9 protein-coding genes are annotated in these 14,631 nt (G+C 62.4%); 4 read left to right on the forward strand and 5 right to left on the reverse strand.

Going from position 1 to position 14,631, the window contains the following annotated elements; all coding sequences use genetic code 11:
• Window positions 1-184: 184 nt before the first annotated feature.
• Window positions 185-2,119: an elongation factor G gene (locus LC298_RS00660; RefSeq protein ID WP_131565584.1), complete on the reverse strand. Its 1,935-nt coding sequence runs from the start codon at window positions 2,117-2,119 to the stop codon at window positions 185-187.
• Between the two features lie 279 nt (window positions 2,120-2,398).
• On the opposite strand from LC298_RS00660, the gene LC298_RS00665 reads away from it, so the two are divergent.
• From LC298_RS00665 to LC298_RS18080, 3 genes are all read left to right on the forward strand, one after another.
• Window positions 2,399-3,838 (forward strand): glutamine synthetase family protein, encoded by a 1,440-nt coding sequence (locus LC298_RS00665; protein ID WP_131565582.1) that lies wholly within the window; start codon window positions 2,399-2,401, stop codon window positions 3,836-3,838.
• A 16-nt stretch (window positions 3,839-3,854) separates the two neighbouring features.
• On the forward strand, window positions 3,855-5,150 hold the full coding sequence (locus tag LC298_RS00670) for an NAD(P)/FAD-dependent oxidoreductase (RefSeq protein WP_131565580.1): 1,296 nt from the start codon (window positions 3,855-3,857) through the stop codon (window positions 5,148-5,150).
• 203 nt (window positions 5,151-5,353) lie between these two features.
• A complete protein-coding gene (locus LC298_RS18080; protein ID WP_131565578.1) occupies window positions 5,354-7,054 on the forward strand; it encodes an OmpA family protein in 1,701 nt (566 codons plus the stop codon).
• A 529-nt stretch (window positions 7,055-7,583) separates the two neighbouring features.
• Here LC298_RS18080 and LC298_RS00680 read toward each other — a convergent pair.
• From LC298_RS00680 to LC298_RS00695, 4 genes are all read right to left on the reverse strand, one after another.
• On the reverse strand, window positions 7,584-8,711 hold the full coding sequence (locus tag LC298_RS00680; RefSeq protein WP_131565576.1) for a beta-ketoacyl-ACP synthase III: 1,128 nt from the start codon (window positions 8,709-8,711) through the stop codon (window positions 7,584-7,586).
• 126 nt (window positions 8,712-8,837) lie between these two features.
• Complete coding sequence (locus LC298_RS00685) at window positions 8,838-10,613, reverse strand: SLC13 family permease (RefSeq protein WP_131565574.1); 1,776 nt, start codon at window positions 10,611-10,613, stop codon at window positions 8,838-8,840.
• Window positions 10,614-10,650: 37 nt separating this feature from the next.
• Window positions 10,651-11,400, reverse strand: coding sequence for an SDR family oxidoreductase (locus tag LC298_RS00690; protein WP_131565573.1), 750 nt, complete (start codon window positions 11,398-11,400; stop codon window positions 10,651-10,653).
• Between the two features lie 121 nt (window positions 11,401-11,521).
• The gene (locus LC298_RS00695; RefSeq protein WP_131565571.1) at window positions 11,522-13,009 is read right to left on the reverse strand and encodes an aldehyde dehydrogenase family protein; all 1,488 of its coding nucleotides are present in this window, start codon (window positions 13,007-13,009) and stop codon (window positions 11,522-11,524) included.
• Between the two features lie 148 nt (window positions 13,010-13,157).
• Between LC298_RS00695 and zwf the strand changes: the two genes are divergently transcribed.
• The gene (gene zwf, locus LC298_RS00700) at window positions 13,158-14,627 is read left to right on the forward strand and encodes a glucose-6-phosphate dehydrogenase (protein WP_131565570.1); all 1,470 of its coding nucleotides are present in this window, start codon (window positions 13,158-13,160) and stop codon (window positions 14,625-14,627) included.
• Window positions 14,628-14,631: the final 4 nt, after the last annotated feature.

Raw genomic sequence — 14,631 nt, forward strand, 5'->3', positions numbered from 1 at the left:
GCCAGACTGGAGACAGGGCGTGGCAAGGAGGAGGCACGCCCTTTCTTCTCCCCTCGTGGAGAAGGCGCCTCCGCGAAGCGAGGGAGGATGAGGGAAAGGCGAACCGATGAGGGGCGCAGTGTCGATACCCTGCCGCACCGCTGCGCAACGCCCCTCCCTGCAAAGGGCAAGAGAAATATTCCCGCTAAGCTGCGTTCTCGGCCTTCTCCCGGCTGATCTTCTCGGCCTCGCGGCCATAGATCTCCTCGTAGTGATCGAACTCCGCCTCGTACCAGGCGGTGCCGAGCGTCGCGGAACCGAGCGCGCGGATCAATTCGTCGGCGGCCGAGGCCGGCAGCAGCGCGCGAAACAGATCCCAGCCCTTGGCCTGCGGATCGCGGTCGAAGCCGAGAACCTGCCCCTTCAGAGAGCTGATCAGAGAGACCATCGCGCCGGAGTAGACCGACGGCACGTGTATGAGCACCTTGTCTATCGGTTGCAGCAGCACCGGTTCGGCGCCCTGCAGCGCGTCGCGCACCGCCATGCGGCCGGCCGTGCGGAACGCGTGGTCGGAGCTGTCGACCGAATGGTGCTTGCCGTCGAGCAGGGTGACCAGAACGTCCATGACCGGAAAACCGAAGGGGCCGGTCTCGAGCGCGTCCTTCGCTCCCGCCTCGACGGAGGGAATATAGTTGCGCGGCACCGCGCCCCCCTTCACCGTGTCGTCGAAGGCGAAACCGGCGCCGCGGCCCTGCGGCTCGATGACGAGCTTGACGTCCGCGAACTGGCCAGCGCCGCCCGACTGCTTGCGGTGCCGGTAATGCTGTTCAACGCGGCGCGAGATGGTTTCCCGGTAAATCGCCGACGGCGCATGGTCCTCCGCCTCGACGCCGAAATCCTCCGCCAGCATCTCGATCAGCCGGCGCAGGTGCATCGGCCCCTGCAGCCGTACAACGGTGTGGCCGGTCACCTCGTCCTGCGACAGTGCGATACCGGGGTCCGTCTGCTGCGCCTTGGCCAGCGCGTCCGACAGCCGCACCTCGTCGCGTTCGTTTACCGGAGCCAGGACGCGGGCGAACACCGGCGGATGGCCCCGCGCCCACGCGGGTGCATCCATCGTCTCGCCAGCCGCGAACACCTTTCCCGCATCCAGATGATCGGACTTTACGGCAATCGCGACCTCGCCCGGCTCCAGCGCCGAGACCGCCCCCTTGCCCTCGATTTCGACAAGATTGCCTACCTGCGTTCCGCCCAGAGGACTGCCCGCCGCGACGCCCGGCGCGAGCGCTCGCAGATAGACAGACTTGCCGATATGCTTCTTGATGCGTGCGTGAAACCCCACGGCAAGCGCCTGGCCGCCGGCATCCAGACGCGCCCTCAAGGCATCGACCTGCGGCGCTTCGTGGCGGAGCGACTTCATAAGCCGAACGATCCCGTTCGCGTGGCTCGCCGCGCCGAGAAGCGCAGGGACCACCGCGTTCTCCTGCATCACGCGCGTCGAGATCGAATAGAGTGCCCCGGTTGCCGGCTCGCGATCCTCAATCAACTCCTCGAGCAAGGCGTCGTCGAAATCGGACAGATGCTCCAGCAATTCGGTACGCGCCTGCTGTTCCCGGTCGATCGCGTCCTCGGGGATTTCGACGAGCGAGGACGGCTTGCCCTCACGATAACGCCAGGCGCGTTCCGAGATCAGATCGACGACGCCGACAACCTCGCCCTTTTCGCGGATCGGAATCTGCCGCAGCACGATCGCGTGTTCGCAATAGGATTGCAGCGCCGCGACGATGTCACGCACGCGGCCCTTCGGGGCGTCCATCCGGTTGATGAAGATCAGGCATGGCGTGCCGGCGGCCTGGATCGCACGCAGGTAAGGCGCGGCAAGAACGGCGGCATCCGGGTCGGACGGCACGCACAAAATGGCGGCGTCACTCGCAAGGAGCGCGCCGCCCGACTGGCCGGCGAGTTCCGGCCCTCCCGCGACATCGATAGCGCACCAATCGTCTCCCATGAAGGAGAACCGCGTGAAAGCCATGTGGCCCACCGTTTCGGAGCGTGCAGGCTTGCCCTCCAGTTCGCTGAGACGCTGCGCCAGCGTGGTCTTCCCGGAATGGGATGGCCCAAGAATTGTGAAACACCGCATGAAACGACTCCTCCCGCATGGCATCGTCCGGCGGCACATGGCGCGCCGAAAGACTTCGTTGCCGTCCGGGCCGTCTCCGCTCGATCGCGATCACCCGACTGTTCCGCGGTCGCGGAAGGTTCTGTCCGGCCCTTCCCGGATCATGAATACTCCGCGCAACGCTCCACCGCCGTCAAGGGTCACGCCCCAACCCGCGCATCCACCTGCCCGGCCTTCCCCCCTTCCCACCCGCGCGCGGGACAGGTAATACAACGCACATCGTCAACAACACGGTGATTGATGGCCAACGACAGGACCAAGATCCGCCATGCGGGGCGTTCCGGCACCGCAAGCGCTAAACCTCCGGCATTCCTCAACAACCTGCGCGGTGTCGCCGACTGGAAACAGGCCGAGCAATGGCTCGCCTCACGGACCATCGAGGATATCGAATGCATCACGCCCGATCTCGCGGGCGTGCCCCGCGGCAAGATGATGCCGTCGAAAAAATTTACGTCCGAGACGTCGCTCGCCTTGCCGTCAGCCCTGTTCCGCAAGACGATTTCCGGCGAATATCCCGAGGAGACCGGCGACTTCCGCTACGATCCGCATGATGGCGATCTGAAGCTGATGCCGGATTTGTCGACGCTGTCGGTCGTGCCGTGGGAGAGCGATCCGACCGCGCAGGTGATCTGCGATCTTGTCGGGGCGGACGGCAAGGATATCGCCTATACGCCACGCAACGTTCTCAAACGGGTGGTCGCCGCCTACGCCAAGAAAGGCTGGAAGCCGGTCGTCGCACCGGAACTGGAATTCTATCTGGTCGCGCGCAACACCGATCCCGACTACCCGCTCCAGCCCCCGACCGGGCGTTCGGGAAGACCGATCTCCGGCGGGCAGGCTTATTCGATCGCGGGAGTGAACGAATTCGACGAACTGATCGACGACATATACCATTTCTGCGAGGCGCAGGGTCTGGAGATCGACACCCTGATCCACGAAGAAGGGCCGTCGCAACTTGAGATCAACCTGCGCCATGGCGATCCGATCGAGCTCGCCGACCAGGTCTTCCTGATGAAGCGGAGCATTCGCGAGGCTGCGCTGAAGCACGACATGTACGCTACCTTCATGGCCAAGCCCATGCAGGACGAAGCCGGCAACGCGCTGCACATCCACCAGTCCGTGGTCGACATCAAGACGGGACGGAACATCTTCACATCCGCAGACGGATCGGAGACGGAACTGTTCCGTGCGTTCGTCGGCGGAATGCAGCACTTTGTTCCGAAGGCGCTCGTGATGATGGCGCCCTATGTCAACTCGTACCGGCGTCTGGCGCCCGAGATGGCCTGCCCGGTCAACACCGCCTGGGGCTACGACAACCGGACGACGGCGTTTCGCATTCCGACATCGGGACCGGATGCGCGACGCGTCGAGAACCGCCTGCCCTCGTCGGATTCCAACCCCTATCTTGCGATCGCCGCCTCGCTGGCGTGCGGCTATCTCGGCATGGTCCACGGACTCGTCCCTACGAGTCCGACCGCCGAGACCGCAAATGAAGGGGTGATCGATCTTCCACGCGGCCTTCTCGAAGCGGTTGCTCTTCTGGAAGCCGAGCGGGCCTTCGACGATGTTCTCGGCCGGGAATTTACAGCGACGTTTTCCGGCGTGAAGCGGGGCGAGTTCGAGACATTCATGCGCGTGATCAGCCCGTGGGAGCGCGAGTTCCTGCTGCTCAACGTCTGACCGCCTCCGGGTAAATATGACTTATCAAAGCCCGATCTCGCCTGGCGTTTCATGGTACGAGGCGAGCGTCAGCGCGCGCCCGGAATACCCCGCCCTCTACGGCGACAGAACCTGCGATGTCGCCATCATCGGGGGCGGCTTCACGGGCCTTTCGGCCGCGACCCACCTGGCCAAGGCCGGGACCAACGTCGTGCTTCTCGAGGCCCACCGCTTCGGGGACGGCGCATCGGGTCGCAATGGCGGCCAGATGGGAACCGGGCAACGAAGGGGCGTCGAGGAACTCGAAGACCAGCTCGGTTTCGAGCGCGCCAAGGCGTTGTTCGACCTTGCTGAAGAAGCAAAGCACCACCTGCTTGCCTTTGCCGCGGAAAACGGGATCGAGATCGACTACCGGCCGGGCCAGCTTTCGGTCGTTCACAAGCGGCGATACATAGAGGGTTACCGCGCCCATGCGGAGATCATGGCGGAACGCTACGGTTACCCGCATCTGAGCTTCATGGATCGCGAGGAAACGGCGGAACGCCTCGGCAGCGGCTATTTTCACGCCGGCTTGCGTGACACGGGCACCGGCCACATCAATCCGATGCGCCTCGTCGTCGGCACGGCCAGGGTTGCCGCCGACAACGGCGCGCACCTGTTCGAAAAGTCCGAGGTCAGCGGCATTGCGCGTGATGGCGGTAGGATCAGAGTGTCGACCGCTAGGGGAACGGTGACTGCCGACAGGGTGCTGGTGGCAGTGAACGCCTACGGGAGCGAGAAGCTCGAACCGGTGTCGGCTTCACATGTCATGCCGATCCGGTCCTTTATCGGGGCGACGGTGCCGCTGGACGGGCGACTCGCGCAGAAGATCATTCCGGGAGGCGAAGCCGTCGACGACTCGCGCTTCGTCGTGCGCTACTTCCGCAGGTTCGGAGAGAACCGGTTGCTGTTCGGTGGCCGCGAGGCCTACACCGCGGATCATCCCGCGGATATCTCGCACCACATCCGCCGGCAGATTGCGGAGATCTATCCAGAGCTTGCGGACATCAAGATCACTCATGCATGGGGCGGGTCGGTCGGAATCACGCTGCCGCGTCTGCCCTTCGTGCGCGATGTGATGCCCGGCGTCACGGTCGTGGGCGGCTATTCCGGTCATGGCGTCATGCTGTCGAACTTCAGCGGCAGGCTGTATGCCGAGGCAGTCACCGGAAACCGCGACCGGCTGAACCTGTTCCGCGAACTCGTCGTGCCGGCATTCCCCGGCGGCAGGCGCTTTCGCAGACCGCTGCTCACGCTGGCGCTCACCTGGTATTCGCTCCTCGACCGCATCTGAGTTCCTCCTAGGGACCCGGTCCAGGCCGTTCCCGGGTGTCAGCTTCCCAAGGACCGGAAGAGGGTCAAGTCAGTGGATGTTACCGCACAACATCTAATGTGATGGACCGATGGAACAAAATGCCTTGGTCCCGAGTTTGAGTCCGGTTCGCACGAACGCCTCGTGCGGCAACAGGAAGGGACCTGTTTATGAGGCCTACAACAATGAAGTACAAAGTTTTTCGCGGTTCGACCGCTCTGGCCGTGGTGCTCGCACTGAGCGTTTCGCCCAACACGATTGCATTCGCGCAACAGCAGAACGCGCCTGAAGTAGACTGCGAAGCCGATCCAGCAAACGAGGCTTGCGTCACAGTTCCTGCCGAGGAAGCGCCTGCAGTTGAGGCAGAGGCTGAGGCAGAGGCAGAAGCGGAGGCCGCGCCGGCGGAAGAACTGCCGGCAGCCGATGCGGAGGCTGGAGTAGAGGCAGAAACAGCCCCGGCTGAGGAAGCTCCCGCGACTGAAACACCAGCCGAAGAAGCACCTGCCGCTGAAGCGGAGGCTGCGCCGGTGGAAGAAGCGCCGGCTCAGGAAGCTCCTGCGACCGATGCGCCGGCTGCTGAAGCAGAGGCAGAATCAGCACCCGCGGAAGAAGCACCGGCTCAGGAAGCTCCTGTAACCGAGGCTCCTGCAACACAGGCACCCGCTGAGGTGGCTCCCGCAGCTGAAACCGAGGCCGGAGCAGAGGCAGAAACTGCGCCGACCGCCGAGCAGCCAACGGAACAGCAGCCTGTCCAGGAACAGCCTGCCGCACAGCAGCCGGCCGGGGAAACCCAGGCACCGCAGGACCCCGCGGTTACGGATTCCGGCAGTGGCGCCGCACAGTCACAGACCGAAGTTACGGCTACCGGATCTGCTGAAACCGAAGCGCCGGCGACCGTGGTCCCCGACGAGATTACCGAGGAACAGCGTGCGCAGATCAGGGCTGAAGAGCAGCAACGCCGTGAAGACGCCCGCAAGCGCCGCAACGAACTGCTGGGAGCCGCAGCCGTCGGCGCCGGCATCGGAATGCTGATCCCGGCACTCGGTGGCAAGGTCGTCGAAGACCAGGGTGATCGCATCATTGTCGAGCGTGATGGCGAATATTTCGTCCGCAAGGACGAAAGCAGCCTGTTGCGCGACGGCGACGTCGAAGTGCGGGTCGAGCGCCTGCGTGGCGGCCGCACAAAGGAAACGATCACACGCCGCAATGGCGTCCAGATCATTACTGTTCGCGACGAGGGCGGCTACGTCCTGTACCGTTCGCGGGTGATGCCGGACGGGCGCGAATACGTGCTCATCGACAATCGTGACCGCGACGATCGGATCGTTGAGGATTATGATCGTCTGCTTCCGCCACTGCGTGTAGATATCCCCCGTGAGCGCTATATCGTCGTCGCTCGTCAGGCGGACCCCGAAATCATCTACGAAACGTTCTCGGCCCCGCCCGTTGAGGCAGTTGAAAGCGCCTATACCCTGCGCGAGGTTCGCGAGAGCGAGCGGTTGCGTGACAAGGTGCGGCGCGTCGACTTAGATACCATCACGTTCGACACCGACAGTGCGATCGTGCGCGAAAGCCAAGTCCCGTTGCTCGAGGACATCGCAAGGGCGGCACTCGCGCTGATTGAACAGGATCCGGAGACGGTTCTGCTGGTTGAAGGTCACACGGATGCCGTCGGCTCGGATGTCTACAACTTGGCTCTGTCGGACCGGCGGGCAGAAACCGTGGCCCGAATTCTTGCAGACCGCTACGGCGTTCCGCCGGAGAATATGGTGATCCAGGGATATGGAGAGCAGTTCCTGAAGGTGGACACACAGGCGGCCGAGCAGCAGAACCGCCGGGTGACGATGCGGAACATTACGCCGTTGCTTTCCGCCCAAAAGCAGTAACGCCAAATCGGGAGCCGGCGGAAAGTTTTCCACCGGCTCCCTACCCGGTTCCCCTAAAACGGGGAAAGGATGCTTTCGCGCCGTCTTGCGAACGATACAACGGGCGGCTGAGCAATGCGATCGGACGGCGAGGCTTGAGCTTCGCCGTTTTCGATTCAGCCTTTTTCGCGATCGCCTAGTGCAGACAGAATGATTTTTTCCGAGCCTGTCTAGAGGTTCTTTGGCTCGCTACCGGGAGCGATTCCGGCAAGTCCGCTTCTTCCACAAGACGCAAGTTTTCCCTCGTTCGTATCCGGCGTCTCTTCGCGCGCATCGACGCCCGCAAACTGCCGAGCGCCACTTTCTCTTGCCAGATTTCCCGGTATTGCGGGGCAATACGAAAGAGGAATTCGTCGTCGGACTCGCCCTGTCGTCTTCGGTGGGACATGGATACCTCGCTTCGGCGGCTGCGCAATTGCAACCGCTCGCCCTGATAGGCCCCACCGGAACAACTTTATCGCCCGGTCATGCACTCGGCAAGTGGGAGGACTTAAGCGGCCTTGCGAACAATCACGCTGCCGGCCGAATAGCCCGCGCCAAACGAACATATGACGCCGTAGTCGCCCGGCTCGAGATCGTCCGAGTATTTCGAGAAGGCGATCATCGATCCCGCCGAGGACGTGTTGGCGTAATCCTGCAGGATGTTGGGCTGTTCGCCGGCTTCCGGCGTTCGTCCCAGCACCTTGGCCCCTATCAGGTCATTCATTCCCTTGTTGGCCTGGTGGAGCCAGAGCCGTGAAAGCTGGTCAGGCGTGAGATCCTCATCGGCGAGATGCTGCTGAATCATCTCGGAAACCATCGGTACGACCTGCTTGAAGACTTTACGGCCCTCTTGGCGGAACTGCATGTCGCGACGGTCCTGCATGTGTCCGGCGCGGGTACGGCGCAGAAAGCCGTCATTGTTGCGGATATTATTGGAATACTTCGTCAGGCACCGTGTCGAAACGATGTCGAACCGTCCAGGCGCTGTGGCCTGGTCGCCATGTTCGAGCACGGTGGCCGTGCAGACGTCGCCGAAGATGAAGTGACAATCGCGGTCGCGCCATTCGAGATGCGCGGAGCAGATTTCCGGATTGACCATCAGGATGGCGCGGACCGAGCCGCAGCGGATCATGTCGGCGGCTGCCTGAATGCCGAAGGTTGCCGAGGAACAGGCGACATTCATATCGAAGGCGAAGCCCTCGATACCCAGCGCTTCCTGTACCTCGATTGCAATGGCGGGATAGGCGCGCTCGTGATTGGAGGCAGCGCAGATCACCGCGTCGATGTCCGCAGGCGTGCGCCCTGCCTGCGCAAGTGCAATCGCCGCCGCCTTTACCGCCATCTCCGCCATCACCGACAGCTCGTCGTCCGAGCGTTCAGGCAGCACCGGGTGCATGATCTCGGGATCGAGTACGCCTGACTTGTTCAGAACGTGGCGGCTTTCGATCCCGGATGCCTTGACGATGAATTCTTCCGCAGACATCGGCACCGGTTCAATTTCGCCCCGGGCGATCGCGTCGGCGTTCTTGGAGTTTTGCCTTTCCGCGTAGGCGTTGAACGCTGTGACGAGTTCGGCGTTCGATATGGTTTCTTCCGGTGTAAAGACCCCGGTGCCTGAAATGGTGACTGGCTGCATGATGTGACTTCAAGATGGTTCGGAAGACCATCGATTAATCATTCCATCGCGGCGACACAATGGAAAGCGGCAGATCGAACCTCAGAGCCGGTCAATTGCCGGACGGAACGGGGCCTGGACGACAATCTAAAGCGGCCACACGACCAGAATGACCGGCACGGAAACCGCGATCACGAGCACCTCGAGAACAATGCCCATGCGCCAGTAATCGCCGAAACGGTACCCGCCGGGACCCATGATTATGGTGTTGTTCTTGTGGCCGATCGGGGTGAGGAATGCGCAGGACGCTGCGACGGCGACGGCCATCAGAAAAGGATCCGGATTAACGCCGAGCGCCGTGGCAACGCCCACGCCGATCGGTGCGGCGATCAGGGTCGTCGCGACATTGTTCAGGAAGTCTGACAGGGTCATCGTGACGACCATCAGCACCGTAAGGACGGCCCAGGCCGGCATCCCATAGGTATGGTCGACGATCAATTGTGCGATGAGTGTGGTACCGCCCGACTGTTCAAGAGCAGTGCCAAGCGGGATCAGCGACCCGAGCAGCACAATAACCTTCCATTCAATGGCTTCATAAACCTCGTTAGCGTTCAGCAGCCCCATCAGGACATATGCAACCACGCAGAGCGAAAGCGCGATGTCGAGGGTCACGAGACCCGCAACCGACGCCCCGATGGAAGCGCCGAACGCCAGAATCGCGGCGGACGCCTTGCGTCGCTGCAATAGCGGCGTGCGCCTGCCTTCCAACGGCCATACACCGAGCCATTGCGTGATTTCGTTCATTCTGTACTCGGGCCCGAGCAGCAGCAGGACGTCTCCCGCGTTTATTGTGAGACGACGAACGCGGTCGCGAAAGCGCTCACCGCTGCGCGAGACACCGAGAAGCGTGATGCCGTGGCGATAGAGAAGACGAAGCTCCATGGCCGATCGTCCGACGATGCGGGAGCCATCCGGTACCAAGGCTTCGACGAGAGCAAGCGACGAACTGGTCAGTCCCACATCGTGTTTTTCCGATCCTGAGAAATCAAGGTCGGCGGCGCCCATGAAGGTTTCGATCGACTTGGGATCGCCCTCCAGAACCAGGAAGTCGCCTTTTGCCAGGGTTTCATTACGCGCGAAACCTGGAACCCGCCTCCCGCGGCGGATCAATCCGACGATTACGACGTCGTGGTCGTTGGCGAGCGGGTAAAGATCGCGAATTCGCTTTCCGATGTTGCGGGACTCGTTCTTAACCCGCGCCTCGGCGACATAAAGGCCGGCATCCTCCGCGCTTTTCACGGTCCCCGCCCGGTCGCGCGCCGGAATCAGCCGCCAGCCGATGGCGGCGACAAAGATGATGCCGATCGTCGCTACGGCCAGTCCGGTGGGCGCGAAGTCGAACATCGAGAACGGCTCGCCGAGCGCCTCGGCGCGGTACTGCGAAATCACGATGTTGGGCGGGGTGCCGATCAACGTTATCATGCCCCCGAGAATTGTCGCGAACGACAACGGCATCAGCGACAGCGCAACCGCCCGCTTTGCCTTGGCGGCTGCCTCGAGGTCCAACGGCATGAGCAAGGCGAGTGCCGCGACATTGTTGATGACCGCCGACAGGGCAGCCCCGGCAACCGACATGACGCCGAGATGGGCCGGAAGTTTGCGTTCCGGCTTGATCACGTATGGCGCGATCAGTTCGACCGCCCCGGAGTTGACCAGGCCCCGCGACACCACCAGGACAAGCGCAATGATAACCACCGCTGGATGGCCGAACCCGGCAAACGCCGAATCCGCTTCGACCGGCCCGGCGATGACGGCGATAATCAAGGCCGAAAACGCGACCAGGTCGTACCGGAAGCGGCCCCAGACCAGAAAAACGAAAACCCCGGCGAACAGCCCGAAAAGAAAAACCTGCTCGCCTGTCATTCCGTCTCCCCGCTACCGCCGTTCCGGTTCGGTTGAGCTAAACGCAACGTCCACCGTCGACCTCGAGGGCGACGCCCGTGATGAAGGCGGCCTCGTCCGATGCGAGCCACAGTGCGGCATTTGCTATGTCGAGAGGTGTTGAGAACCGCCCCATCGGGATAACCGACTTGAAGCGCTCGCGAATTTCCGGCGAGTCCTCGCCCATGAACTGGGCAAGCATTCCCGTTTCCCCCGCGACCGGACAGATGCAATTGACGCGGATGTTCTTTGCCGCAAGTTCCACCGCCATCGACTTCGTGGCCGTCACCGCCCATCCCTTCGATGCATTATACCAGGTTAACCCGGGCCGGGGCCGCAGCGCCGCCGTGGATGCGGTGGTGATGATCGTCCCGCCCCCAAGTCGCTCCATGATAGGCACGACCGTGCGCGTTGCGTGATAGATCGCCTTCATGTTGACTGCGTAGATGAGGTCGAATGTGTCCTCATCGACCTCCAGCAAGTCGCCGTTGCGGTGCGTGTAGCCTGCGTTGTTGACCATTATGTCAATGCGGCCGAACTCTTGCATGGCAAGGTCGGCCATCTTGGCGACATCCGTCTGGATCGAAACGTCCACCGCTAGAGGGACGGCGTTAGGACCGATCTTTCCGGCAACCTCCTCGGCTCCCAGTCTGTTCAGGTCCGCGACGACCACGTTGGCGCCTTCGTCTGCAAAACGCTCCGCCATCCCCGCGCCAAATCCCGATGCCGCTCCGGTGATGATCGCGGTTTTACCGGAAAGTCTTCCCATCGATTCCGCCGCTCGGCTCCCTGCAAATCTCTGCCACAGGTTACATGGGAGCGCGGCGCTGTCCACGGGGGTGGAGCTTTGGACCCTGCGACCGACTTTGATTTTTCAGTACTGAAAAATTTCAGATATGACGGAAAACAGTGGTCTTCGTGGCCGACATGTCGAAGAGAGCTTCGAAACCTTTCTCGCGGCCATGGCCAGACTTCCCGAAACCGCCAAACGGCAATTCGATTCCCCCGCCGGCGCCATAGCCGTTGACATAGACCTGACCCGCGCGAACGCGTTTGGCAACGCGGTGCTGCCGGCCTCCGTCCCTGGTCCAGACCCCAGCAACGAGACCGAAGTCGGTTCCGTTGGCGAGGGCAACCGCCTCCGCCTCGCCGTCAAAAGACAGGGCGGCGAGCACCGGCCCGAACACCTCCTCGCGTGCGAGCGTGCTGGCCGGATCGACCCCGCCGAAAAGGACGGGCGCCTGGTAGTAGCCGCCGTCAGGCGCATCGGGTGACACCCTACCTTTTGCAAGAACGTGAAGCCCCGATGCTTCGGCGTCTGCAACCATAGTGGCGACACGCCGTGCCTGATTCGCGTTGATCAGAGGCCCCAGATCGCCGTCGCGATCATGTGGCTCGGCGACAAGGGCTGCAAACCGCTCGGAAAGAGCGGCCGCGAATTCGTCGTAGACAGGCTTCTCGATCAGCACGCGGCTGCCCGCCGAACAGGTCTGGCCGCCGTTCTGGATGATGGCGTTGACGACGACCGGCAGAGCCGCCTCGAGATCGGCATCGGCAAATACGATCTGCGGGGATTTACCGCCAAGTTCCATCGTCACGCCCCGGTTGTTTCGAGCCGCCGCCGTCTGAATCGCCGTTCCTGTCGCCGGCGACCCGGTAAATGTCACATAGTCTATGCCCGGATGGCCCGACAGCATGGCGCCCGCTTCCGCGCCATAACCCGTGACGACATTAAGCACGCCCGGCGGGCAGCCAGCCTCCAGCGCCAGCTCAGCGACCCGCACGGTAGTCAGCGACGCGTCCTCTGCCGGCTTGACCACCAGCGTGTTGCCCATCGCCAATGCCGCGCCGGCGACCCTCGCAAGGATCTGCAGCGGATAGTTCCAGGGGATGATGCCGGCGACCACACCATGCGGCTCCCGCGTCGTAATGGCGGTGTAACCGTCGAGAAACGGAATCTGCGTCCCGTGCACCTTGTCGACCGCGCCGCCATAATATTCAAAATAACGGACCGTTGCTGTCACATCCGCAACACCCTGCCGTTTCGGCTTGCCGGTATCGCGCGATTCGAGGGCTGCCAGCTCATCGCGGTTTCGGTCAATCAACTCGCCCAACCGGGTGAGGATGCGCCCGCGCTCCGTGGCGGTCATCCGGCTCCATGGGCTGCTGTCGAACGCTTCCCGCGCCGCTTGCACGGCGTGCTCGACGTCCTCCTGCCCGCTGCGCGCGATCGAAGCAAAAACCTTTCCGTCCGATGGGCACGCCACATCGACGCGCTCACCGGAAACACTGTCGACCGCGTCGCCGGCGATTACGTTCAGAGCTCTTCGTCCCTGCGCGACGGTGCTGCAAAGATCCGCGTCCGGTGAAGTCAACATGATACAATCTCTCCTCGACATGCGCCGCTTCGCGATTTGGCCTATCATATTTCCCAGGGCCCGGGGGGCAAAAAATCGGCAGGGGCGGCTGGCATGTTTAAATCGATTAGATTATAGGTGCGCCGACTCATAACCATCGGGAATTTCGATGAACGCACAGATCATTCCAGTCGATCCGTTCGACTACATCGTGTTTGGCGGCACGGGGGATCTCGCCGAACGCAAATTGCTGCCTGCGCTCTATCACCGTCAGGTGGACGGCCAGATCGTCGATCCGACCTGCATCATCGGCGTGTCACGGGCGGCGATGAGCGACGAGGAATACCGGACCTTCGCGCACGAGGCATTGAAGCAGTTCATCAAGGAACCCCTGATCGACGAGGAGGTCGAGCGCTTTCTCGCCAAGCTCCAGTACGTTTCAGTGGACGCCATGTCCGACCGTGGCTGGGACGATCTGCGCAACCGGCTTGACGGCGATCCCCGGAAGAAACGCGCCTATTACCTTGCTGTCGGCCCCTCGCTTTTCGGCGAGATCGCGACGCGACTACGCGCGCACGATCTGATCACGCCGGAAACCCGCATCGTCGTCGAGAAGCCTATCGGGCGTGACCTTGAGTCGGCGCACGCCCTCAACGACGTGCTCGGAGAGGTTTTCGACGAGACCCAGACGTTCCGCATCGATCACTATCTCGGCAAGGAAACGGTTCAGAACCTGATGGCTCTGCGTTTCGCCAACACGCTGTACGAGCCGCTCTGGAACTCCGCCCATATCGATCACGTGCAGATCACCGTCGCGGAATCGGTCGGGCTGGAGGGTCGCGCCGAATACTACGATAAGGCCGGCGCCATTCGCGACATGGTTCAAAACCATCTCTTGCAGTTGCTTTGTCTCGTGGCGATGGAACCGCCGCCCTCCATGGATGCCGATTCCGTGCGCGACGAAAAGCTGAAAGTGCTGCGCGCGCTCGAACCGATCGGCGAAAACAATGTCGAGAAGCTGACGGTTCGGGGCCAATATACGTCCGGAGCCGCGAATGGCGGTCCGGTGAAGGGCTATCTGGAAGAACTGGAGAGCGGCGAGAGCGACACGGAGACATTCGTTGCGATCAAGGCAGAGATCAGCAATTGGCGGTGGGCAGGCGTACCGTTCTATCTCCGCACCGGAAAGCGCCTCGCCAAGCGCGTCTCGGAGATCGTGATCGCTTTCCGCCCGGTGCCACATTCGATATTCGGTTCCAGCGCCGGGCGCATGGTTGCCAACAAGCTGGTCATGCGGCTGCAGCCGGACGAAGGCGTCAAGCAGTGGATTATGATCAAGGACCCGGGTCCGGGTGGCATGCGGCTGCGCCACGTTCCGCTCGACATGAGCTTCGCGGATGCCTTCGGCGTACGCAATCCGGACGCGTATGAGCGTCTGATCATGGACGTCATTCGTGGGAACCAGACTCTGTTCATGCGCCGCGACGAGGTAGAGGCAGCGTGGCAATGGGTCGATCCGATCCTCAAGGCCTGGACGGAAACCGGCCAAACGACGCAGGATTATACCGCCGGTACCTGGGGGCCGTCCGCCTCGATCGCCCTGATCGAACGCGACGGACGGACTTGGCATGAAAGCTGATCCT

The organism is Oricola cellulosilytica (assembly GCF_019966575.1).
Taxonomy (GTDB): domain Bacteria; phylum Pseudomonadota; class Alphaproteobacteria; order Rhizobiales; family Rhizobiaceae; genus Oricola; species Oricola cellulosilytica.

Coding starts and splice junctions, on each gene's coding strand:
- LC298_RS00660 (WP_131565584.1), bottom strand. CDS start 2,119: ATGCGGTGTTTCACAATTCTTGGGCCATCCCATTCCGGGAAGACCACG.
- LC298_RS00665 (WP_131565582.1), top strand. CDS start 2,399: ATGGCCAACGACAGGACCAAGATCCGCCATGCGGGGCGTTCCGGCACC.
- LC298_RS00670 (WP_131565580.1), top strand. CDS start 3,855: ATGACTTATCAAAGCCCGATCTCGCCTGGCGTTTCATGGTACGAGGCG.
- LC298_RS18080 (WP_131565578.1), top strand. CDS start 5,354: ATGAAGTACAAAGTTTTTCGCGGTTCGACCGCTCTGGCCGTGGTGCTC.
- LC298_RS00680 (WP_131565576.1), bottom strand. CDS start 8,711: ATGCAGCCAGTCACCATTTCAGGCACCGGGGTCTTTACACCGGAAGAA.
- LC298_RS00685 (WP_131565574.1), bottom strand. CDS start 10,613: ATGACAGGCGAGCAGGTTTTTCTTTTCGGGCTGTTCGCCGGGGTTTTC.
- LC298_RS00690 (WP_131565573.1), bottom strand. CDS start 11,400: ATGGGAAGACTTTCCGGTAAAACCGCGATCATCACCGGAGCGGCATCG.
- LC298_RS00695 (WP_131565571.1), bottom strand. CDS start 13,009: ATGTTGACTTCACCGGACGCGGATCTTTGCAGCACCGTCGCGCAGGGA.
- zwf (WP_131565570.1), top strand. CDS start 13,158: ATGAACGCACAGATCATTCCAGTCGATCCGTTCGACTACATCGTGTTT.